The 22676-nt window shown below is 53.0% G+C and carries 18 protein-coding genes; 14 read left to right on the top strand and 4 right to left on the bottom strand.

Annotation, left to right across the window (positions count from 1 at the left end; translation table 11 throughout):
- Window positions 1-50: 50 nt before the first annotated feature.
- Entirely contained in the window at window positions 51-1031 is a 981-nt protein-coding gene (locus AC3CB2_RS06470; RefSeq protein WP_352929921.1) for a sporulation protein, read from the bottom strand.
- A gap of 231 nt (window positions 1032-1262) precedes the next feature.
- On the opposite strand from AC3CB2_RS06470, the gene glmU reads away from it, so the two are divergent.
- Window positions 1263-2621: a bifunctional UDP-N-acetylglucosamine diphosphorylase/glucosamine-1-phosphate N-acetyltransferase GlmU gene (glmU, locus tag AC3CB2_RS06465; RefSeq protein ID WP_352929924.1), complete on the top strand. Its 1359-nt coding sequence runs from the start codon at window positions 1263-1265 to the stop codon at window positions 2619-2621.
- Between the two features lie 171 nt (window positions 2622-2792).
- Window positions 2793-4619, top strand: coding sequence for a glutamine--fructose-6-phosphate transaminase (isomerizing) (glmS, locus tag AC3CB2_RS06460; RefSeq protein WP_352929927.1), 1827 nt, complete (start codon window positions 2793-2795; stop codon window positions 4617-4619).
- A gap of 101 nt (window positions 4620-4720) precedes the next feature.
- On the opposite strand, the gene AC3CB2_RS06455 is transcribed toward glmS, so the two are convergent.
- Window positions 4721-5092, bottom strand: a complete 372-nt coding sequence (locus AC3CB2_RS06455; protein ID WP_413037956.1) for a YbaN family protein — start codon at window positions 5090-5092, stop codon at window positions 4721-4723.
- 261 nt (window positions 5093-5353) lie between these two features.
- Between AC3CB2_RS06455 and AC3CB2_RS06450 the strand changes: the two genes are divergently transcribed.
- On the top strand, window positions 5354-6103 hold the full coding sequence (locus AC3CB2_RS06450) for a DUF502 domain-containing protein (protein ID WP_014285838.1): 750 nt from the start codon (window positions 5354-5356) through the stop codon (window positions 6101-6103).
- Between the two features lies 1 nt (window position 6104).
- Here AC3CB2_RS06450 and recG read toward each other — a convergent pair whose 3' ends face one another.
- The gene (gene recG, locus AC3CB2_RS06445; RefSeq protein WP_352929931.1) at window positions 6105-8207 is read right to left on the bottom strand and encodes an ATP-dependent DNA helicase RecG; all 2103 of its coding nucleotides are present in this window, start codon (window positions 8205-8207) and stop codon (window positions 6105-6107) included.
- Window positions 8208-8384: 177 nt separating this feature from the next.
- On the opposite strand from recG, the gene AC3CB2_RS06440 reads away from it, so the two are divergent.
- The 11 genes from AC3CB2_RS06440 to lipA all read left to right on the top strand — a co-directional run bounded on the left by AC3CB2_RS06440 (window position 8385) and on the right by lipA (window position 21788).
- Complete coding sequence (locus AC3CB2_RS06440; RefSeq protein WP_014285836.1) at window positions 8385-8690, top strand: FAD assembly factor SdhE; 306 nt, start codon at window positions 8385-8387, stop codon at window positions 8688-8690.
- A gap of 82 nt (window positions 8691-8772) precedes the next feature.
- Window positions 8773-12261 (top strand): transcription-repair coupling factor, encoded by a 3489-nt coding sequence (mfd, locus tag AC3CB2_RS06435; RefSeq protein WP_352929934.1) that lies wholly within the window; start codon window positions 8773-8775, stop codon window positions 12259-12261.
- 322 nt (window positions 12262-12583) lie between these two features.
- A complete protein-coding gene (locus AC3CB2_RS06430; protein WP_352929937.1) occupies window positions 12584-13279 on the top strand; it encodes a hypothetical protein in 696 nt (231 codons plus the stop codon).
- Between the two features lie 289 nt (window positions 13280-13568).
- Window positions 13569-13835: an FtsB family cell division protein gene (locus AC3CB2_RS06425; RefSeq protein ID WP_008546702.1), complete on the top strand. Its 267-nt coding sequence runs from the start codon at window positions 13569-13571 to the stop codon at window positions 13833-13835.
- 184 nt (window positions 13836-14019) lie between these two features.
- Window positions 14020-15069, top strand: coding sequence for a pyruvate dehydrogenase (acetyl-transferring) E1 component subunit alpha (gene pdhA / locus AC3CB2_RS06420; RefSeq protein WP_352929940.1), 1050 nt, complete (start codon window positions 14020-14022; stop codon window positions 15067-15069).
- A gap of 17 nt (window positions 15070-15086) precedes the next feature.
- On the top strand, window positions 15087-16472 hold the full coding sequence (locus AC3CB2_RS06415) for a pyruvate dehydrogenase complex E1 component subunit beta (RefSeq protein ID WP_352929943.1): 1386 nt from the start codon (window positions 15087-15089) through the stop codon (window positions 16470-16472).
- 15 nt (window positions 16473-16487) lie between these two features.
- Window positions 16488-17825, top strand: coding sequence for a pyruvate dehydrogenase complex dihydrolipoamide acetyltransferase (locus AC3CB2_RS06410; protein ID WP_352929946.1), 1338 nt, complete (start codon window positions 16488-16490; stop codon window positions 17823-17825).
- Window positions 17826-17945: 120 nt separating this feature from the next.
- Window positions 17946-18809 carry a glycosyltransferase family 17 protein gene (locus tag AC3CB2_RS06405; protein ID WP_352929949.1) on the top strand — a complete coding sequence of 288 codons (864 nt, stop codon included), beginning with the start codon at window positions 17946-17948 and terminating at the stop codon, window positions 18807-18809.
- Window positions 18810-18833: 24 nt separating this feature from the next.
- Window positions 18834-20276 (top strand): dihydrolipoyl dehydrogenase, encoded by a 1443-nt coding sequence (gene lpdA / locus AC3CB2_RS06400; RefSeq protein ID WP_008546277.1) that lies wholly within the window; start codon window positions 18834-18836, stop codon window positions 20274-20276.
- 94 nt (window positions 20277-20370) lie between these two features.
- Entirely contained in the window at window positions 20371-20640 is a 270-nt protein-coding gene (locus AC3CB2_RS06395) for a hypothetical protein (RefSeq protein WP_235861670.1), read from the top strand.
- A gap of 152 nt (window positions 20641-20792) precedes the next feature.
- On the top strand, window positions 20793-21788 hold the full coding sequence (gene lipA / locus AC3CB2_RS06390) for a lipoyl synthase (RefSeq protein WP_008546199.1): 996 nt from the start codon (window positions 20793-20795) through the stop codon (window positions 21786-21788).
- A gap of 69 nt (window positions 21789-21857) precedes the next feature.
- Here lipA and AC3CB2_RS06385 read toward each other — a convergent pair whose 3' ends face one another.
- Window positions 21858-22649, bottom strand: a complete 792-nt coding sequence (locus AC3CB2_RS06385; protein WP_352929952.1) for a crotonase/enoyl-CoA hydratase family protein — start codon at window positions 22647-22649, stop codon at window positions 21858-21860.
- Window positions 22650-22676 lie beyond the last annotated feature (27 nt).

Below are 22676 nucleotides of genomic sequence, written 5' to 3'. Positions count from 1 at the left end.
AGTGTTAGCGTGGCTGGTCCCAATCTCAGGTGCAGAAAGATGAAGCTAACTTATTGGAAAATGGTTGGCGAGCAATTGACTTTTTCTCGCACCAGTCTTGCGCAGACCACAGCGGTGTCTGCCGCGTTGAAGAATGGGCCCGCTGTCAATGTGAACTGCGTTGCTCCGTCAACATCAGTAGTTGAGACCCGTTTCTTCAGGTCACCCAGCAGGAGAGGATTGTTGTCCTTGAGTTTTTGCCACTGGCTGTTAAGCGCGTTGGTATTGTCAAAGCTGCCCAAGTCAACCGCGAAGGAGGTGCGCACAATCTTGCGACGGCCCGACTGGCTGAGTTTACCTGCTGCCGGGGTCTTGTGAAACTCAGGTAGTTCAGCCTTTGCCGGGATTGATGCGACAGTTTCAGGTACGGATGCATCCGGCAGAGTGGTTTCTTTGATTTCCGCCAGTTCTGAGAGTTTCATCTCTGGCAATGGACCGGGTGTCTGTGGTTGCGGCTTTGCTGCAGAAAGCTCTGGCGCTGGTAGCGTTTCGATCGGCGTTGTCGGTTTTTGCTTCGGTTTTAATGCAGTGACTGCCGGTTTCGGAGTGGCTTTGGTTTCAGTCTGCGCTTGGCTTGCAGCTTTATCCAGCGCCTTCAGCTTGCTCGACAATCTGCGGTTTTGCTCTGTCAGGCGCAGCATGGAGCGGCGGAGAGAAACGATCTCATCGCGCACGGCCCGAAGCTCTTTTGTGTTCTGCAGTTCCTGTTGTGATTCGGCTTTTTCGCGAGCTCCACCATAAATCTGGAAGGCATTTTGTGCTGTTTGTCCACCAATCGAGGCTGTTGTGGTCACAGGACCGGGCGCTGGGAGTGGAATTATTGCCTGGGTAAAATGGGGTGTTTGAGCTGCAAACTTGCCTGGCATCTGCACTGCGGAGGCGGCGAGGGCGACGAACGAGAGCGCAGCAATACCCCATGCCAGAACGGTCACACGTTCTCGCAGTACTTTCGGTTCTTGCCGTAACTCGTTGATTTTATGAGGAAGTCGCAACGCTTCCAGTCGCCTCGTATTCGAATCTAATCCTAACTATATGTATTAACTTGATTTTTTATGGTTAACAAAGTGCAAACGCAACCTGAAAAAGATGTATTAAACACTATCTGCTACTTCTAATGGGTGCGCTGATTTTCTTGGTGAAAGCAAAGGGATGTCCTTTGAAATGCCAAAGCTCTGGTGCAGGTTGCCTGTCAGTTTTGATTTCAAGTTACCCAAGGGGTTTGCATGTCCAATAGTTCTTGTTTGGCAATTGTTCTGGCTGCTGGATTGGGAACGCGTATGCGTTCGGCCCTGCCAAAGGTGATGCACGAGATTGGCGGGCTGCCGCTTGTTGGCCACGTGCTGAACTCCGTCGTCCACGCAGGTGCTGACAAGGTTGCTGTTGTGGTTGGCCCAGAGATGGCGAAGCTGGAAGAGCATGTCGCCATTCGGGTGCCTCACGCGACCTGCCATGTACAGGTTGACCGTCTTGGAACAGCCCATGCCGTAAAAGCGGCTGAGGACGCTTACAAGGCTGCTTCAGATCACGTTCTGGTTCTTTTTGGAGATACACCACTGGTGAAGGCAGATACGCTGCATCGTCTGCGCGAGCGCCTTTCTGGTGGTGCTGATGTTGTGGTTCTGGGCTTTGAGGCGGACGATCCGTTTGGATATGGCCGTCTTCTGGAAAACGATGGCGAACTTGTTGCGATCCGTGAAGAAAAAGAAGCAACTGACGAAGAACGCAGAGTCACACTGTGCAACGCTGGCATCATGGCGTTCAAAGGCTCAGCATTGCCAGACCTGATCTCCGAGATCAAAAACGACAACGCCAAGGGTGAGTATTACCTGACTGACGCTGTGGAAGTGGCGCGCAGCAAAGGCATGCGTGTTGTTTCTGAACTGGCTGATGAGAAGGAAGTGCAAGGTATCAACAATCGCTCTCAGCTGGCCTCTTGTGAAGCTGTGTTCCAGCAAGTTCAACGCGAGACCTTCATGGAAAACGGTGTGACCTTGCAGGCGCCGGAAACTGTCTACTTCTCCTGGGACACTGAGATCGATCCAGATGTTGTGGTGGAGCCGAACGTCGTGTTTGGTCCGGGAGTTCATGTTGACAACGGTGCTCGCATTCGTGCGTTTTCTCATCTTGAAAAGGCACATGTGAGTGCGGATGCCACGGTTGGTCCTTATGCACGACTGCGTCCGGGTGCGGATATCGGAGAAGGTGCTCATATCGGCAACTTTGTTGAGATCAAGAATGCCAAGGTTGAGAGCGGTGCGAAGGTCAACCACCTTTCCTACATTGGCGATGCGCGGGTTGGTGCCAAGTCCAACATCGGGGCCGGCACGATCACCTGTAACTACGACGGCTACCTGAAGCATCACACAGACATTGGGGCTGGTAGCTTTATCGGCTCTGACAGCGTGCTGGTGGCGCCTCTGACCCTTGGTGATGGTGCCTTTGTTGCTGCGGGCTCTGTGCTGACTTCCGATGTGCCTGAGAACGCGTTGGCGATTGGGCGTGGTCAGCAGGTGAACAAGGAAGGCCGCGCCAAAGTGATGCGTGAAATGCTCGCTGCGGCTAAAGCTTCAAGAAAGGGCTGAGCAATAATGTTGCACGCTGCTGAGGTTAGCAGCGTGCTTGCTCAATTATCCTCAAGCTGTAACGAAACGAAACACGGATTGATTTCCCTCGCAGCGGTGCATCAGGCTAAAGACTTGGCCAAAAGTTGATGCTCGCATCAGTTGCGAGGTGGGATTTCAAGGAGAACACTTATGTGCGGTATTGTCGGTATTTTGGGGCAGACACCTGTTGCACCACTGCTGGTAGATGCGCTGAAACGGCTTGAGTATCGCGGGTATGACTCTGCAGGTATTGCAACTGTTGTTGGCGGTGACCTTAATCGCCGCCGTGCGAAGGGTAAACTTCGCAATCTGGAAGCGTTGCTGGAAGACAAGCCTCTTTCCGGCACAAGTGGCATTGGCCACACCCGTTGGGCAACTCACGGTGCACCAACTGTAGAAAATGCACACCCACACGCTGCTGATGGCGTGATGGTCGTGCATAACGGTATTATCGAAAACTTCCTGGAGTTGCGTGAAGATGTGCGCAGTGCCGGTGTGAAACTTTCAACCGAGACGGACTCTGAAGTTGTTGCGCACCTGATTTCACTTGAAGTGAAAACTGGCAAATCCCCACAGGATGCTGTTGCTGCTGTTCTTGGTCGCCTGAAAGGTGCGTTCTCACTGGCAATTCTGTTTGCTGATCAGGACGACCTGATGATCGGCGCTCGCCGCGGTTCCCCGCTTGCTGTTGGGTATGGCGAAAGTGAGATGTTCCTTGGTTCTGATGCGATTGCTCTGTCCCCGTTTACAGACCGCATCAGCTACCTTGAAGAAGGTGATTGGGTTGTTTTGACCCGTGCCGGTGCGCAGATCTTTGATGAGAACAACGCTGCTGTTGAGCGTGTAGTGCAAACGTCCAGCGTCAGCTCCACCATGATGGACAAGGGCAACTACCGCCACTTCATGGCCAAAGAAATCCATGAGCAGCCAGAAGTGCTGGGTCATGCGATCTCTCAGTATCTGAAGTTCAATGAGGGTAAGGTCACTCTGCCAGAAGGCAATGATTTTGACTTCTCCAAGATCAATCGCCTTGTCATTTCCGCATGTGGTACGGCTTACTATGCGGGTCTGACTGCTAAGTACTGGTTTGAGAAGTATGCTCGCCTGCCAGTTGATATCGACATTGCCTCCGAGTTCCGCTACCGCGAAATGCCATTGGGTGAAGGTGATCTGGCGCTGTTCATTTCTCAGTCCGGTGAAACAGCAGATACGCTGGCATCACTGCGCTACTGTAAAGAGCAGGGCATGACCATCGGTGCGGTTGTGAACGTTTCTGAAAGCACGATTGCACGTGAATCTGATCTGATCTTCCCGATCTTTGCCGGGCCGGAAATCGGTGTTGCGTCAACGAAGGCCTTCACGTGTCAGCTGGCTGTTCTTGCAAGCCTTGCTGTGCTGGCTGGTCGCCAGCGTGGACATCTAAGTGAAGCTCAGGAAAAAGAGCTGGTTGGTGCGCTTTCCGAGCTGCCTGCACATGCTATGCAGGCTCTGAAGCTGGAACCTCAGATCGAAAAGCTAGCGCCATGGATGTCCAAGAAGCATCATGCGCTGTTCCTCGGTCGTGGCACAAGCTTCCCACTTGCTCTGGAAGGTGCGTTGAAGCTGAAGGAGCTCTCCTACATTCACGCAGAAGGCTATGCAGCGGGCGAGCTGAAGCATGGTCCGATCGCGTTGATTGATGAGAACATGCCGGTTCTGGTCGTTGCGCCATTTGATGGTGTTTACGAGAAGACCGTCTCCAACATGCAGGAAGTAGCTGCCCGTGGTGGTGAGATTGCTCTGTTCACGGATGAAAAGGGCGCTGAGGCGGCCGGTGTTGCTGCCAACCAGATGATCATCCTACCAGAGCTTCCGGAAATCGTCGCTCCACTCATCTACGCCCTGCCACTGCAGATGCTCTCCTACCACACCGCCGTGTTCATGGGCACCGACGTAGACCAACCACGCAACCTGGCAAAGTCCGTTACCGTTGAATAAGCGGGTGGAATGCTGAAATTTTTAAAGCGCGGGGCTTATTGCTCCGCGTTTTTTTGTTTTGGGGATGTTGTTGTTGGGCTGTCAGGCTTGCCAGCTGACTTTCAGGTCGGCATTGGTTTTGAGGGGCGGCTGGCGATGTAGGCGGCTATGGCGCACATGATGAGGGCGACGGTGACAGCCAGCAGGATTGTCGGGTGGGACATCTTCAGGAACATCAGGTAGCCGAAGGTCAGGCCGGTGAAGGCGAAGACCTTTGCTTTTTTCGGGATGACTTTATGTTCCTGCCACTGGATGACACTTGGGCCGATTTTCGGGTGCGTCAGGATCCAGTTTTCCAAGCGCGGGTTTGATTTTGCAAAGCAACCTGCTGCGAGGATGAAGAAAATTGTTGTTGGCAGCAGCGGCAGAAAGATGCCAATGATCCCTGTGGCCACAAGGGCTAATCCAAGCGTCATGTAGAATAGCTTTTTCACAGGGTGCTCCACTTCTGGCAAGCAGTTTCTGCCTTATACGCCTTGTTTATGAGTGCTGACAATAGTTGGAATCTGGCTATTGCCGCGACAAAAGGCGACCGTGGCTAACATATCCACCCCATTACATGAGAAGCGTGAATTCTTTTTCAAGGGGAACTTGCAAAACCTACAAAATACACTAGTTCGTAAAGAAGCACGGATATATCTGCAGCTTGCCGCAGACATAATGCGGATGGTTCCCGAAATAAGAAAGTATGGCCGATGGGATCTGACGGGGATAAAAAGCCGAAGCGCGTTGGGTTCATGACGCGGCTCAGGAACTACTTCTTTACTGGCCTTGTTATTACGGGTCCGGTGGGTATCACCTTGTACCTGAGTTGGTCGCTTATCCAGTTGATTGATGGCTGGGTTAAGCCGTTTCTGCCATCTATTTACAATCCAGATAATTATTTGCCGGTTGAAGTGCCTGGCTTTGGGCTTTTTGCTGCGCTGCTTGCGATTACCGTCATCGGTTTTCTGACCGCTAACATTGCTGGCCGGTCGCTCATCAGCTTTGGCGAGTCCATTCTGGGCCGTATGCCGCTGGTGCGTAATCTTTATTCTGCGCTCAAGCAGATCTTTGAGACTGTTTTGAATGATAGCGGGCGCAACTTCACCAAAGCTGGCTTGGTTGAGTATCCGCGCAAAGGTTTGTGGGCGATTGTGTTTCTTGCCACCGATACCAAGGGGGAAGTGGCGGCGCGTCTGAAAGATGAAGCAGATACAGTTTCAGTCTTTCTGCCAACCACGCCAAACCCAACCTCAGGCTTTTTGCTGTTTGTGCCGCGTGATGACATCATTGAGCTTTCCATGAGCGTTGAAGATGCTGCAAAGCTTGTGATTTCTGCTGGTCTTGTCAGCCCGGAGTATCCGAAGCTTCTGGAAGGTGAAGACAAGAAGGCTGTTGAAGCGCATCAGCGTAAGAAGGCGAAGAAAGACGGCGACGGCTCCGAGACCGTCGCAGCTGAGTAACTCAGCCCGCTCTGAGCAGTTTGATAGCTTCGTCTCTGGCGAAGAGATACAGGAGGTGGCGCAAGGCGTCGCCTCTTTCTGTTTCCAGCTCCGGGTCTGTAGCCATAATGAGCTTGGCATCATCTCTTGCGATTTCCATAAGGTCGGCGTGATCTTCAATGGAAGCCAGCCTGAAGCCCGGAGAGCCGGACTGCCGTGTGCCGAGAAGCTCACCTTCACCGCGCAGACGCAGGTCTTCTTCCGCAATCAGGAAGCCATCGTTGGTTTGGCGCAGAATGTTGAGGCGGGAAGCCGCTGTCTCATTCAATGGGGCTTTAAAGAGCAATAGACAGGACGATGCAAGGCTGCCACGGCCTACACGGCCACGGAGCTGGTGAAGCTGGGCAAGGCCGAAGCGCTCTGCGTGTTCAATGACGATGATGGTTGCGTCAGGAACGTCAACACCAACCTCGATCACTGTGGTGGCGACGAGCACACGGGCGTCGCCGTTCTTGAAGGCGTCCATGGCTGCTTGCTTCTCATCGGCTTTCTGTCGGCCATGAACGAGGGCGACCACTGGACCCAGTGCGTTTTGCAGGTCGTTGAAGCGTTCTTCCGCTGCAGCAAGGTCAATCTTTTCAGATTCCTCCACCAGTGGGCAGACCCAATAGATCTTCTGGCCCTGAGTGATCATGGCGCGCAGGCGTTCTACCACTTCGCCAATGCGATCTAGTGAGATGGAGACCGTTTTGATTTCCTGGCGGCCTTTGGGTTTGTCGGTCAGGCGGGAGACGTCCATGTCGCCGAAATAAGAGAGGACGAGGGTGCGTGGGATTGGAGTTGCTGTCATGACTAGCACATCCACATGAGCGCCCTTGGAAGAGAGCGCTAGACGCTGGTGAACGCCGAAGCGGTGCTGTTCGTCGACGATTGTGATGCCGAGATCTTTGAAATTGACGGTGGACTGGAACAAGGCGTGGGTGCCGACAATCAGATCGATCTCGCCCGTTTCCAATGCTTCGCCGATTTCCCGTTTGGTTTTGGCGGTGTCTTTGCCGGATAGGACGGCTGCCCGGATGCCTGCGGCATCGCAGAGCGGTTTCATAGAAGCAAAGTGCTGACGGGCGAGAATGTCGGTTGGCGCCATCATGGCGGCCTGACCGCCGGTTTCGATGACTGCTGCCATCGCCATGAGGCCGACGACGGTTTTACCGGAGCCCACATCGCCTTGCAGGAGGCGCAGCATGCGGGTTGGTTCTTCCAGATCAGCGAAGATTTCTTTCAGTGCGTCTTCCTGACCACCAGTCAACTCAAACGGAAGTGCAGCGAGGATCTTCCGGCGCAAGGAGCCATTGCCTTTGCGGGCTTTGCCGCCCATGTGACGCAATGAGTTGCGAACCAGTGCAAGGGCAAGTTGGTTGGCGAGAAACTCGTCATAAGCCAGACGGGCGCGAGCCAATCCTTCCGGTGCCAGATCTCTGGCGTCTTCCGGCTTGTGAATGGAGCGTAGGGCGACGTCAAATGGCGGGAAATTGCGTTGCTCTACAAACTCTTTGTTCTGCCACTCCGGCATTTGAGGCAGGAACTGCAGCGCAGTGCCCATAGCGCGCTGGAGCGTTTTGGAGGCAAGGCCGGCTGTCATTGGGTAAACCGGCTCTACAAGCGGCAAGTTCTCGGCTTCTTCCTCAGAGACCATATGGTCCGGGTGCACCATCTGGGCGCGTTCGTTGAACCACTCGACCTTGCCGGAGATGATACGCTTTTCGCCAACCGGCAGAGCGCGTTGCAGATAATCTCCGCGTGCGTGGAAGAAGACCAGCTCAATTGCTCCGGTCTCATCGTGCGCCAGAACCTTGTAGGGAGCACGGCTGCCGCGTGGCGGTGCGCGGTGCTGGTCGATATGAAGAACCAGCGTTACGATTTCGCCTTCCGGAGAAGCGGCGACACCTGGGCGCAAGCGTCGGTCGATAACGTTGACCGGTACATGGAAGAGAAGATCTGAGATCCGGGCTTCGCGATCCGGGCTGCCGACAAGCAGGTTTGTTATGGTCTTCGCGATCTTGGGGCCAATGCCCGGGAGCTTGGTGACAGAAGCGAAAAGAGGATCAAGGCGAGTAGGGCGCATACCATATAGACCATAACGTGAACAGCTAGCCTGATCTGTGCCATGTTCCCGTGATTTGTGCAACGCCCTTAAGAAAACACTGACAGATGAAAATAAGGGTTGTATACAGGCGAAACGATTTGGCCCTATCTATTTGCAGATAGTGACAGGGATCAGAGACCTTCTAGGGGAATGACGATGGATCATAGTGCGCAGAGCGAAGATCAAAACGAGAACATTGAGCTTGATAACCGGAGAAAGCGTATCGTTTTCCGTTGTCACCATCGTGGTATGAAGGAAATGGATATCATGCTTGGTGGCTATGTTGAGAAGCATATTGCGCAGATGAATGACGAAGAGCTGGATGAGCTGGAAGTGTTCCTGCAGCACCATGATCAGGATCTGTTCTCCTGGTTCATTGGCACCAAACCAGTACCGGACGAGGCCAATACAGAACTGTTCCGTAAGATCCTGGATTACTACAAGGATAAGAGCGACAGCTAAGTGCTCTTGGGCATCTGGATAGGAGCTGTTCAGGTGCCATATTTGTCCGAGAAAGATTTGAAATAATAAGGTTGCCCCGCCCGTGTTTGAAAGTTTGCTCAAGAAAAGTGAAAACATAACGCTCGCTTCTGTCCCGGATGGAGCTGAGGCCTATGTGCTTTCAAAGATCCTCTCTGAGATTGAGGAGGGCGGCCTTGCGCTGACCTATGTGGCGCGGGATGCAACGCGGATGGCAGCGCTGACGGAGGCTCTGGGCTTCTTTGCACCGGATGTGGAAGTGCTGCAACTGCCTGCATGGGATTGCTTGCCCTATGACCGCGTATCCCCGCATGGAGCGATTGTTGCGCGTCGGTTGCTGACGCTGCTTCGGCTGGCGAAGGGACTGCCGAAGAAAAAGAAGTTTGTGCTGATCACAACGGTCAACGCGGCTTTGCAGCGGATGCCGGTGCGAGACTGGACCTCCAACCATATTCTGTCTTTCACGCCAGGCAATCGGATAAATCCGGACAAGATTATCAAGTGGCTGGAAGTGAATGGTTTCGCCCGTACGCCTACTGTTCGGGAGACCGGTGAATATGCCGTGCGCGGGGGGATTATTGATCTGTTCTCGCCTGCCACCAAAGAGCCGGTTCGTCTGGACTTCTTTGGTGATACGCTGGAATCCATTCGTTCTTTTGATACGGATAGTCAACGTACGCTCGCACAGAAGAAGGGACTTACTCTCGTTCCTATGAGCGAGATCATTCTTGAGCCAGAGACAATCTCGCGCTTCCGCAGAAACTACGTGACAGCGTTTGGCGCTTCCGGGCCGGATGATGTTCTGTATCAGTCCATCAGTGAAGGACGTCGCTATGCGGGGATGGAACACTGGCTGCCGCTGTTCCATGAAAACCTTGCGACCCTGTTTGATTATATCGGCGAAACCCCAGTTGTTCTGGATGCCAATGCCGAGGATATGATCAAAGAGCGGCTGGAACAGATAGAAGAACACTTTGGGGCGCGTCAGGATGGCCTGAACAACAAAGCTCTCTCTTCAGGTGTGCCGTATAAGCCCATTCCACCAGTAGCGATCTATCTTCAGGAAACCGAGTTCAATACATGTGTGGCTGACAGAGCCTCTGCGCAGTTGTCCCCGTTTGCTATGCCTCCGGGAACAGGGAAGACCGCCATTGATATGGGGGGGCGTCAGGGACGTAACTTTGCAGCGGAACGTGCTGCTGGTGACGTGAATATCTTTGATGCGCTTTCCACGCATGTGACTGCGCTTGCCAAGGATGGGAAGAGGGCGGTTCTTTCCTGTTGGAGTGAAGGCTCTCGTGAACGTCTGACGCAGGTTCTTAGCGATCATGGATTGGACCGCACTGGGTATGCTGGGAACTCTGGAGAGCTTGGCAAAGTTCCCGCTGGGCAGACTGCATTGATCATCCTTGGACTTGAGCACGGCTTTGAGATTGATGATCTGGCCTTCATCGGGGAACAAGACATCCTCGGTGATCGTCTGGTGCGTCAGCGTCGGCGTAAGTCCAAAGGCGCCAATGTTCTTACTGAAGCCTCTGCATTGTCTCCGGGTGATCTGGTTGTGCATGTGGAGCATGGTATTGGCCGGTTTATTGGGCTGAAAACTATTGAAGCTGTTGGGGCGCCGCATGATTGTCTGGAGCTGCAGTATGCGGGGTCGGACAAGCTTTATCTGCCAGTTGAGAACATTGAGCTGCTGACGCGCTATGGCTCAGAAGATCAGGAAGTTCAGTTAGATAAGCTTGGTGGCGGGGCATGGCAGGCCCGTAAAGCCAAGATGAAAAAGCGCATTCTTGAGATTGCCGATGGCCTGATCAAGATTGCTGCGGAACGCGCTTTGCGGACTGCTCCTGCGATTACGGCACCTGAAGGGGCTTACGACGAGTTTGCGGCGCGGTTTGTTTATGACGAGACTGATGATCAGCTGACGGCGATTGAATCTGTCTTTGATGACATGGCGTCCGGGCGTCCTATGGACAGGTTGGTTTGTGGTGATGTGGGCTTTGGTAAGACGGAAGTTGCTCTGAGAGCTGCGTTTTTGGCGGCGATGTCTGGCCGGCAGGTGGCGGTTGTCGTGCCGACGACGCTTTTGGCGCGCCAGCATTACCGGACGTTTGCGGATCGCTTTAACGGACTGCCTATTGTTGTGCGCCAGGCTTCACGACTTGTCCCCGGTAAGGAGCTGTCTGAGACCAAGAAGGGCCTGAAGGATGGCTCTGTCGATGTCGTGGTCGGTACGCATGCGCTCCTTGGGAAGGCTATTGGTTTCAGGGACTTGGGGCTTCTGATTATCGATGAGGAGCAGCACTTTGGGGTGAAGCATAAAGAACGGTTGAAAGAGCTGAAAAGTGATGTTCACGTTCTGACCCTTTCTGCGACCCCGATTCCTCGTACTCTACAATTGGCACTGACGGGTGTTCGGGAGCTTTCCCTTATTGCGACGCCGCCGGTGGATCGTCTGGCTGTACGTTCCTTCATATCCCCGTTCGACCCGATGGTTATCCGCGAGAGCTTGCTGCGTGAGCTTTATCGTGGGGGGCAGAGCTTCTATGTGTGTCCGCGTGTCTCCGATCTGGCGGAGGTGAGGGCGTTTCTGGAAGAGAATGTACCTGAAGTTAAAGTGGTTTCTGCCCATGGTCAGATGCCTCCGGGGGAACTGGATGACATCATGAATGCCTTCTATGAGGGCAAGTTTGATGTGCTTCTGGCGACCACGATTGTGGAATCCGGTCTGGACATACCAAACGCCAACACTTTGATTGTGCACCGCTCGGATATGTTTGGTCTGGCGCAGCTCTATCAGATCCGAGGGCGTGTTGGGCGTTCTAAGACAAGAGCCTATGCCTTGTTTACAGTTCCTGCCAACAAGACGCTGACTGCTACGGCAGAACGGCGTCTTAAGGTATTGCAAAGTCTTGAGAATTTGGGTGCTGGCTTCCAGCTGGCATCACATGATCTGGATATTCGCGGGGCGGGTAACTTGCTGGGGGAAGAGCAGTCCGGACATATTAAAGAGGTTGGGTTTGAGCTTTACCAGCAGATGCTGGAGGAGGCGGTTGCTCAGCTGAAATCGGGCGGCGAAGACTTCCAGGAAGAGCAGTGGTCGCCGCAGATTGCTATCGGTACGCCGGTTCTTATCCCCGATACCTATGTGCCGGATCTTCAGCTGCGCCTTGAGCTTTACCGTCGTCTGGCGGACCTCGTGGAGCTTGCGGACATTGATGGGTTTGGCGCGGAGATGATTGACCGCTTCGGGCCACTTCCTGAGGAAGTTCAACACCTTCTGAAGATTGTCTACATCAAGGGGCTGTGCCGCAAGGCGAATGTTGAAAAGATTGACGCTGGGCCGAAGGGCATTGTGATTGCCTTCCGTAATGGCGAATTCAACAATCCGGCGGGGCTGGTATCCTACATCGCGGAACAAGGTATCCTCGCCAAGATCCGTCCGGACCAGAAGGTGGTGCTGACCCGCGACTGGCCGTCTGCGGATGATCGGTTGAAGGGAACAGCTGCGGTGCTGATCAAACTCTCCCGCCTTGCTGAAAACGCCTAAAACACTGTCTTGAGCGCTTAAGTGGGCTGGGGTTTCGGTGAAATCCCAGTTTTGCGTTGCTATGTGCGTTGGTTTGCGTTGATTGTGTTATTTCTGCGTTTTTTAGTTTAGGGAAGCTGGAGTTGTTATCTGTTTCCAGCAAGTTGAACATGTTTGAGAACGAAAAGTGAACACGCTGTAGATTTGGGGTACTTATCTGTGTTGTTGCGGAGCGCTGAATAGCATTCAGAACGCTTTCATTGTATGTGCGCAGCATATCAAATGTATGTTGTCGTGTTCATTGCTAAAGGCTTTGGCGGCAAACGCGCAAGAAGGAGTTAATATGCCGGTTAAGCCTAGTTCTCTGTCTCTCAAGTCGGTCGGATTGTCCTGGCTGTCAATTGTTAGTTTCTTGCTTATGGGCGTGCTGATCTCATCGGGGCAGGCGTATGCCGAGAACAGCTTGGTAGGTGATGATAAGCTTACTCAGAAAATTAACGCAAAAGCCAAAGACGACTTCTCAAAATCGGACAGATTCTTCTCTCTAGAAGCTGATCAATGCACTCTTAAAATTTATAATGAGTATCGTAGTCTATGTGAGCTCCCTGCACAGAACTTGGGTACGAACTTTGTCATCAACTTAGCAGAGATTGAGTCTATCAAAGCTAGTCAGGTTAGAGACAAAGTGCTTGCATCATTCCGGCTAAATCCAACTTCTGCAAAGATTGCGAAGGAGGCGGGACAAAAGCTGAGTAGGCTATATAAAGAAAAGCATGAAAAGCGAATTCGAGAGGGAAAAGTGGACGTTGGTCCGACTGAGATTGTGTATGAGCAAACGATTGATGAAATAAGCCTCGTTGCAGTGGAATTTATTGATAAGAAAAAGCTGTCAACGAGGTCTTTCACATCCAGCTGCTCTGGTCGCACGACATACGGGGCTCCATTGTTTGACACAACATATGCTGTCCTCTTTCCTTTGACGGTTTCTCGGGAGTTGTTTGAGGATATATTCGTGCTCAAAAAGAGATGTGCTCAATAGGAGTTGCAAACGATTAAAGAGATTGTTTGGGAGGCATGCACAGGTTCTCGAAGAATAGAGCTTCAATAGCGTGCTATTCGGACTACTCATTATCGCAACGACCTTGCCGGGCGTGATTGTTTAAATTTCCAAAAAATAACAGATATGGCCAAATTTCAGTTTTATCGGAAACTCTTGGTTAAGGGCGTTGTGAAATAGTGCGGGCATGTGACCATTTTTGTAATGAGTAGGTCAATCAGTGCTAGCTACCACACGTCAGCGAAAACACTCCTATCTAAAGAACCTCCTGGTGCCGGGAATTGCCATTGGTGCGCTTTGCTACTTTGCATTTCATGCGCTCAACGGTAAGCTGGGTCTCGTGGGTCGACCACAGATCGAGCATGAAATCCTTGCTCTGGAAGTTGAGCTTGAAGAGTTGCGGGCAGAACGCCTGCAATTACAACGCCGTGTCATGCTGCTTGACCCGGAGAGCCTTGATCCAGACATGGTGGATGAGAGGGCTCGCGCTTCCCTGAATCTGGCGCACGTGAATGAAGTTGCGATCATGCGCAACTGAAACATCAGCGTGTATTAACTTGAAGTAGGTTGATTTGATTGAATTAACCTAATTTGAGTTAACTTGAATATATCATAAAAATCAATAGCTTACATAAATCCCCAAGTGTTTTTGCTCATATTGGCAATCAGCGCTGCGGGGGCTAGTGTGCTTTCACCAATTCACGTCAAAAGAGACGAGGCTCATGGCTGGAACTCAATCCAAGTCTTCAGGCGGTCGCGCAAAAGGCGCCACCAAAGCCCGCGGTGCGATGAAAAACGTGCCCGACCTTGTAGAATTTTCCAAAGAAGAAGAGCTAAACGCTTACCGCGAAATGCTTTTTATCCGTCGTTTTGAAGAAAAGGCGGGTCAGCTTTACGGTATGGGTCTGATCGGTGGCTTCTGTCACCTTTATATCGGTCAGGAAGCTGTTGTTGTTGGAATGGAGATGGCCAAGGAACAGGGTGATCAGATGATCACTTCTTACCGTGACCACGCTCACATGCTTGCTTGTGGCATGGACCCGAACGGCGTGATGGCCGAACTGACTGGTCGCCGCGGTGGTCTGTCTAAAGGTAAGGGCGGTTCCATGCACATGTTCTCCAAAGAACAGGAGTTCTATGGCGGACACGGCATCGTTGGTGCGCAGGTTGCTCTTGGTACCGGTTTGGCGTTTGCTAACCGCTATAAAGAGAACGGCAAGGTTTCCATGGCGTTCTTCGGTGATGGTGCTGCCAACCAGGGTCAGGTTTACGAGAGCTTCAACATGGCGAAGCTGTGGAACCTGCCTGTGATCTATGTGATCGAAAACAACAAGTACGGCATGGGTACCTCCATTGAACGTGCATCTTCCACAACTGACCTGTCTCAGCGCGGTGCTTCCTTCGGCATTCCGGGTGTTCAGGTTGACGGCATGGACGTGCGCGCGGTGAAAGCTGCGACCGACTATGCGATGGAATGGTGCCGTGAAGGCAATGGTCCGTACATCCTTGAGATGATCACCTACCGTTACCGTGGTCACTCCATGTCTGACCCTGCAAAATACCGTAGTAAAGACGAAGTCCAGAAGATGCGCTCTGAGCATGACCCGATTGAACAGGTTCGCGCTCGCCTTCTTGAAAAAGAATGGGCTACCGAAGACGAACTGAAAGCGATCGATAAAGAAGTTCGCGGCGTTGTTGCTGCTTCTGCTGAGTTTGCACAGAACGATCCTGAGCCGGATCCATCTGAGCTGTACACGGACATCGTTCTCTAAGGTCGGGATAATTAATTATGGCTATTGAAATTTTGATGCCTGCGCTTTCTCCGACCATGGAAGAAGGCAAGCTGGCCAAGTGGCTTAAAAAAGAAGGCGACACCGTTTCTGCTGGTGACGTGATTGCTGAAATCGAAACCGATAAAGCAACCATGGAAGTGGAAGCCGTGGACGAGGGTGTGATCGGCAAGATCCTCGTTGCTGAAGGCACTGAAGAAGTTAAAGTCAACGCTCCTATCGCAGTTCTGCTGGAAGAAGGTGAAGACGCTTCTGCTGCTGATAAGGTTGGTTCCGCACCAGCTGCAGCTGAAGCACCAGCTGCACCGGCAACTCCTGAAGCGCCGGCTGCACCAGCAGCTCCTGCAGCTCCAGTTGCCAGCGTTGCACCTGCTGATCCGGAAATTCCTGCGGGCACCAAAATGGTGAGCATGACCGTTCGTGAAGCTCTGCGCGACGCGATGGCTGAAGAAATGCGCCGCAACGAGAACGTGTTCCTGATGGGCGAAGAAGTTGCTCAGTATCAGGGTGCCTACAAGATCTCTCAGGGTCTCCTTGATGAGTTCGGCGAAAAGCGCGTGATCGATACCCCAATCACCGAGCATGGCTTCACCGGTCTTGCTGTTGGTGCTGCTATGGCAGGCCTGAACCCAATCGTTGAGTTCATGACCTTCAACTTCGCAATGCAGGCGATTGACCACATCATCAACTCTGCTGCTAAGACCCTTTACATGTCTGGCGGTCAGATGGGTGCGCCTATGGTGTTCCGTGGTGCAAACGGTGCGGCAGCACGCGTGGCAGCACAGCACTCTCAGGACTACGCTGCATGGTATGCTTCCATTCCGGGCCTCAAGGTTATCCAGCCTTACTCTGCTGCTGATGCAAAGGGCCTTCTGAAAGCTGCTATCCGCGATCCAAACCCGGTTGTGTTCCTTGAGAACGAGATCCTTTACGGTCACCACTTTGATGTGCCGGAAGTTGACGATCTGGTTCTGCCAATCGGTAAAGCGAAGATCGTTCGCGAAGGTACTGATGCGACCATGGTTTCCTGGGGCATTGGCATGACCTACGCACTGCAGGCTGTTGATGAGCTGGCGAAACAAGGCGTTTCCGTTGAGCTGATCGACCTGCGCACCATTCGTCCGCTGGATATGGACACTGTTCTGGCTTCTGTTCGCAAGACAGGCCGTCTGGTGACCGTAGAAGAAGCCTTCCCAATCTGTTCCGTTTCCTCTGAAATTGCTTATCAGGTTCAGAGCGAAGCCTTCGATTGGCTGGATGCGCCAGTTCTGCGCGTAACCGGTAAAGACGTTCCAATGCCTTACGCAGCAAACCTTGAGAAGCTGGCTCTGCCAAACGCCAAGGAAGTTATCGACGCTGTTAAGGCTGTGACCTACACTGCCTAATTGGAGACAAGTGGTATGCCAATCAACATTTTGATGCCTGCGCTTTCTCCAACCATGGAAGAAGGCAATCTGGCCAAGTGGCTGGTTAAAGAAGGTGACGCGATTTCTGCAGGCGACGTGATTGCAGAGATTGAAACCGACAAAGCGACCATGGAAGTGGAAGCTGTCGATGAAGGCACCATCGGTAAGATCATGGTTGCTGAAGGAACCGAAGGCGTGAAGGTGAATGCACCGATCGCGATCCTTCTGGAAGAGGGCGAAGACGCTTCTGCAATGGATGCAGCACCAGCTGCGGCACCTGCACCAGCAGCGGCTGCTCCTCAGGCTCCTGCAGCACCAGCTGCGCCTGCGGCTGCGGCGGCTCCTGCACCAGCTCCAGCGGCTCCGGTTGCTGCGTCTGGTGAGCGTGTGTTCTCTTCTCCTCTGGCGCGCCGTTTGGCGAAACAGAACGGTCTGGACATCGCTCTGATCGCTGGCACCGGCCCTAAGGGGCGCGTTGTGAAGCGTGACGTTGAAGCTGCGATTGCTGCTGGCACCGGTAAAGCGGAAGCTGCTCCTAAGGCTGCGGAAGCTCCAAAAGCGGCTGAGGCTCCAAAGGCAGCACCTGCTGGTGCATCTGATGAGCAGACCCTCAAGCTGTTTGAGGAAGGCTCTTACGATCTGGTTCCTCACGATGGCATGCGCAAGGTTATTGCGAAGCGCCTGACAGAATCCAAGCAGACCGTTCCACACTTCTACCTGACTGTAGAGTGTGAGCTGGATGCTCTGCTGGCTCTGCGTGCTCAGCTGAACTCTTCCGCTCCAACTGATGCTGATGGCAAGCCTGCTTACAAGCTGTCCGTCAACGACATGATCATCAAGGCGCATGCGCTGGCACTGAAAGCAATTCCAGCTGCAAACGCATCTTACCTTGAGAGCGGCATGGTTATGCATAAGCATGCTGACGTTGGTGTTGCTGTTTCCATCGATGGTGGCCTGATCACTCCGATCATCCGCCGCGCTGAAGAGAAAACGCTCTCCACCATCTCCATCGAGATGAAAGATCTGGCGAAGCGTGCTCGTGAGCGCAAGCTGGCTCCAACCGAATTCCAGGGCGGTACGACTTCCGTTTCCAACCTTGGCATGTTCGGCGTGAAGGAATTTGCTGCGGTGATCAACCCACCACACGCAACCATCCTTGCTGTTGGCGCTGGTCAGAAGCGTCCGGTTGTGAAGGGCGATGAAATCGTTCCTGCGACTGTGATGTCTGTGACCCTTTCCACTGACCACCGCGCGGTGGACGGTGCGCTGGGTGCAGAACTTCTGCAGGCCTTCAAAGGCTACATCGAAAACCCGATGTCCATGCTGGTTTAATCAGGATGTACCGGCGGAAAGCAGGAAACCCCTGCTTTTTTCGCCGGTAAATCCAAGTGGTAGGTGTGAGCAAATAGAGTGGAGTAAGCTGAAGACCGTTTGAGCAAGGAGACCTGATCAATGGTCAAAGTTGTCGATGGCTTCACGTTTTTCAACGAACTCGATACCCTTGAAATTCGCCTTGGCGAACTGTTTGATGTGGTAGATGAGTTCATTCTTGTAGAGGCAACCAAGACCTTTACGGGAGCCGAAAAACCTCTCTATTTTGCTGATAACAAGTCGCGGTTTGCACCGTTCTTAAGCAAGATCCGACACGTGATCGTGGAGGATATGCCGCAGAACCCGCAGAGCGCCTGGTCGAGGGAGTACCACCAACGCGACGGCATAGAGCGCGGCCTTAAAGACCTTGCGGTCAATGATCTGATCCTTGTGTCCGACGTGGATGAAATTCCAAAGCCGGATGTTTTGCTCAGAGTTAAAAATGACCCCAAGAGTTCGAAGAGCCTGACATTCTTTGGCGCTGATATTTTCCGCTACAGACTGAACTTTAAAGATGATGTCTCGGATTTTACCTCCTGCCCAAGAATGATCGGTGCGATGTTTTTCAAGGGAGCTCAGGCTTTGCGGCGTGAGCGGGCTTATCAAAGCAAAAGTCTCCATCCTGTTCTCGAGACTGCTTTGTGGCACTGGAAAGCTCTCACACGGCACAGCCGACCTATGCGACGTCAACTGCTTCGTTCTTCCAGCTGGCACTTCAGCTTTCTGGGGGACATGGAGAAGGTGGTTACAAAACTCGAGGCTTACTCGCACACCGAACACATGAATGATGCCTATCTGGGCCGTGCGCAACGAACGCTGGACCGTCTGGATGCGGGCGATGGCAGAGGAAAGCTGGTCACCAAGGACAGCGGAGAACTGCCCGACTACGTTTTGGAGAATTTTGCGAAGTTCTCCCACCTTTATGTGGAGCCTCAAGCTCCTTGAGGCCGATTTGGCGAGGTTAAATAGATGAGTGGCAACGCCTACGACGTGATTATCATTGGTTCTGGTCCTGGTGGCTATGTAACCGCAATCCGCTCCGCGCAGCTTGGTTTCAAGACCGCGATTGTTGAGCGTGAACATATGGGCGGTATCTGCCTGAACTGGGGCTGTATCCCAACCAAGGCGCTGCTGCGTTCTGCTGAGATCTACCACTACATGCAGCATGGCAAGGACTACGGTCTTTCCGCTGAAGGTGTGAGCTTTGACGCTGCTGCTGTTGTGAAGCGCTCCCGTGGTGTTTCCGGTCAGCTCAATGGCGGTATCGGCTTCCTGATGAAGAAGAACAAAGTGGACATCATCTGGGGTGAAGCTAAGCTCACCAAGCCGGGTGAGATCGCTGTTGGTCCTTCTTCCAAAGATGCCATGCAGCCACAGCACCCAACTCCAAAGGGTGTGAAAGGTCACGGTTCTTACTCCGCCAAGCACATCATTGTTGCAACTGGTGCGAAGCCACGTGTGATCCCAGGTCTTGAGCCTGACAAGGAAAACATCTGGACCTACTTTGAGGCGATGGTTCCGGAAAAAATGCCGAAGTCCCTCATCGTGATGGGTTCCGGTGCGATCGGTATCGAGTTTGCATCCTTCTACAAAACAATGGGCGCTGATGTGACCGTTGTTGAGATGATGCCAACCATCATGCCAGTTGAAGATCCTGAAATCTCCGCGATTGCGAAAAAGCAGATGGAGAAGCAGGGCATCAAGTTCGTCATGGAAGCGAAGGTTTCCAAGGTCGTTAAAGGCAAGGGGCAGGTGACTGCTACCATTGAGACCAAAGACGGTAAGGCACAGGAAATCACCGCTGAGAAGCTGATTTCTGCTGTTGGTGTTGTTGGTAATATTGAGAACCTCGGCCTTGAAGCTCTTGGCATCAAGACTGACCGTGGTTGCATTGTGACTGACGAGTTCAGCCGTACCAATGTGCCTGGCATCTACGCCATCGGTGATGTTGCTGGTCCTCCAATGCTGGCGCACAAAGCTGAGCATGAAGGCGTGATCTGCATCGAGAAGATCTCCGGCCTTGACGCTCACCCAATGAAGCGTGACCAGATTCCTGGCTGTACCTACTGTAACCCGCAGGTTGCCTCCGTTGGTCTGACCGAGCAGAAAGCAAAAGACGCTGGTTACGAGGTTCGCGTTGGTCGCTTCCCATTCATGGGCAACGGTAAGGCGATCGCTCTTGGTGAACCTGAAGGTCTTGTGAAGACTGTGTTCGACAACAAGACTGGTCAGCTGCTGGGTGCGCACATGGTTGGCGCTGAAGTGACCGAGCTCATTCAGGGCTTCGTTGTTGCGATGGGTCTTGAGACCACCGAAGAAGAGCTGATGCACACTTGCTTCCCGCATCCGACCCTTTCCGAAATGATGAAGGAAAGTGTTCTGGACGCCTACGGCCGCGCTCTGAATATGTAAATCAAATCCCTCTCACTGGAATTTTACCAGTGAGAGGGACTTAATTTTTCGCGGGTACTCTTCTTTTTAAAAAAGGAGAAGACCCGTGGACTTTATGAACTCTATCATCTGGCTGGTAACGTCAGCAGTTTGTGCCGTGATTGCGACCTTGCTGGTGATGTTCACTGTTGGCGGTGAATTCGCCATTATCATTATTGCCGGATTTCTCGGTGGTATTTCAGGGGTTTACCTGTTCGAGTTTGCGGACGTGGAAGTTTCCCTGGGGAATGAGTATCTCGATCAAGCCGTTGTTGCACTGGTTGGCGCAATCGCGTTTGCCTTCATTGCAGCACTGATTGGCGGGGATGCTATTGGCTTTGAATAGGCGTGGTCCTGAGGCGCAGAACTGACTGAATACCAGTGTGTAGCATTGAGAGATGCTTCATTTCCTGTTATGGACCACTAAATTTATAAGAGACAGGGACACTGACCCTTAAGGCAAGTGTGCAGCAAAGTCTCGGACCTGACGGAACTGATATGGTTACACTGGTAAATACACTCGATCCTAATCATAAAAGCCAAACGGCGTCTGCAGTGCAGGAAAAAGAGCGTCCGCGCCATCCGGAAAAAGCGCATCGCCCGGACAATCCTGTACAGCGCAAGCCAAAATGGATCCGTGTTAAGGCTCCGACTTCTCCTGTCTACAAAGAAACCCACGAACTGGTTCGCAAGAACAACCTTGTGACCGTTTGTGAGGAAGCAGGCTGCCCGAACATCGGTGAGTGCTGGTCCAAGAAGCATGCAAGCTTCATGATCCTGGGCGACACCTGTACCCGGGCCTGTGCGTTCTGTAACGTGCGGACTGGTATGCCGGGTGCTGTTGACCAGAGTGAGCCGGAAAGCATCGGTAAGGCTGTGTCTTCCATGGGCCTTGAGCACGTGGTGATCACCTCCGTGGACCGTGATGATCTGGATGATGGTGGTGCAACCCACTTTGCCAATGTGATTGCGGCGATCCGCAAGGCTTCTCCAAAAACAACCATTGAAGTGCTGACACCTGACTTCCTGCGTAAGGATGGTGCGCTTGAGATTGTTGTTGCGGCCAAGCCTGATGTGTTCAACCACAACCTCGAAACCGTGCCTTCCAACTACCTGAAGGTTCGTCCGGGTGCCCGTTACTTCCACTCCATCCGCCTTCTACAGCGCGTGAAGGAGATTGATCCTGAGATGTTCACCAAGTCCGGCATCATGGTTGGTCTGGGTGAGGAGCGCAACGAAGTGCTCCAGTTGATGGATGACCTGCGTGTGGCTGATGTGGACTTCCTGACTGTTGGCCAGTACCTGCAGCCAACCAAGAAGCACCATCCGGTGATGAACTTCCCAACACCGGAAGACTTCAAGGCCTACGAGAAGATCGCGTACGCCAAAGGCTTCCTGAAGGTTTCCGCAAACCCTCTGACCCGCTCTTCCCACCACGCCGGCGAAGACTTCGCAGAGCTGAAGGCCGCCCGTAAGGCGAAGCAGGGTAACTAAGTCTGGTTTGATACTGTGAGATTTAAAAGAGCGTCCCGCTGGAAGGTGGGGCGCTCTTTTTTGTTGTGCTTAAGTGCCTTCGTAGATTGGGGTTCGGCGGGTGATCCAGGCGGAGAGGGCTTCTTTGGTGTCGTTGGTGGGGGCCATGCGGGCGAATTGGGTAGCTTCTATCTGCAGGCCCTCGGAGAGGGTGGTGTTGAGGCCGCGGGTGACGGCGGTGAGGATGCGGGCGGCAGCAAGCGGGGAGTGACACAGGATACGTTCGGCAAGGGCGAAGGCTTCGGGGAGAAGGTCGTCATGTGGGACGATTTTGTTGATGAGGCCGAGCTCATAGGCACGGTCAGGGCCGAAAGGATCTCCGGTTAACAGCAGTTCCAGTGCGCGTTTGCGTCCTGCGAGGCGGGGCAGGCGCTGGGTGCCGCCGAAGGTGGGCGGGATGCCGATGTTAATTTCTGGCTTTGCGAAGACTGCACGGTCTGATGCAATGGCCAGATGAGCGGCTTCCGTGATTTCGCAGCCGCCGCCAAAGGCGATGCCGTTGACGGCGATGATGATTGGTTTGGTGAAGTTTTCGATACGGCTGGTCATGGTTTGACCGCGCCTTACGAACTCTTTTAATGCGATGTCGGTTCCAGCTTCTATGCTCTGCGAAAACTCGTGAATGTCGCCACCTGCGGAAAAAGCACGATCTCCTGCGCCGGTGATGATTACGGCGTGGATGGCAGTGTCATCCTCAATACGGTCCAGCAGCGACAGGAGGCGATCATTGGTCTGGTAGTTCAGGGCATTGAGCTTTTGTGGGCGGTTCAGGGTGAGCAGAGCAATCCGGTCTCTGACTTCAAACAGAACGAGCTTTTTCATGGTGTGTTCCTCGTGGTGATCTGGATT

It is taken from the genome of Pseudovibrio sp. SCP20 (genome assembly GCF_057774105.1).
The sequence above is the reverse complement of the archived record's forward strand: the minus strand, read 5'-3'. Positions and strand labels throughout refer to the sequence as shown.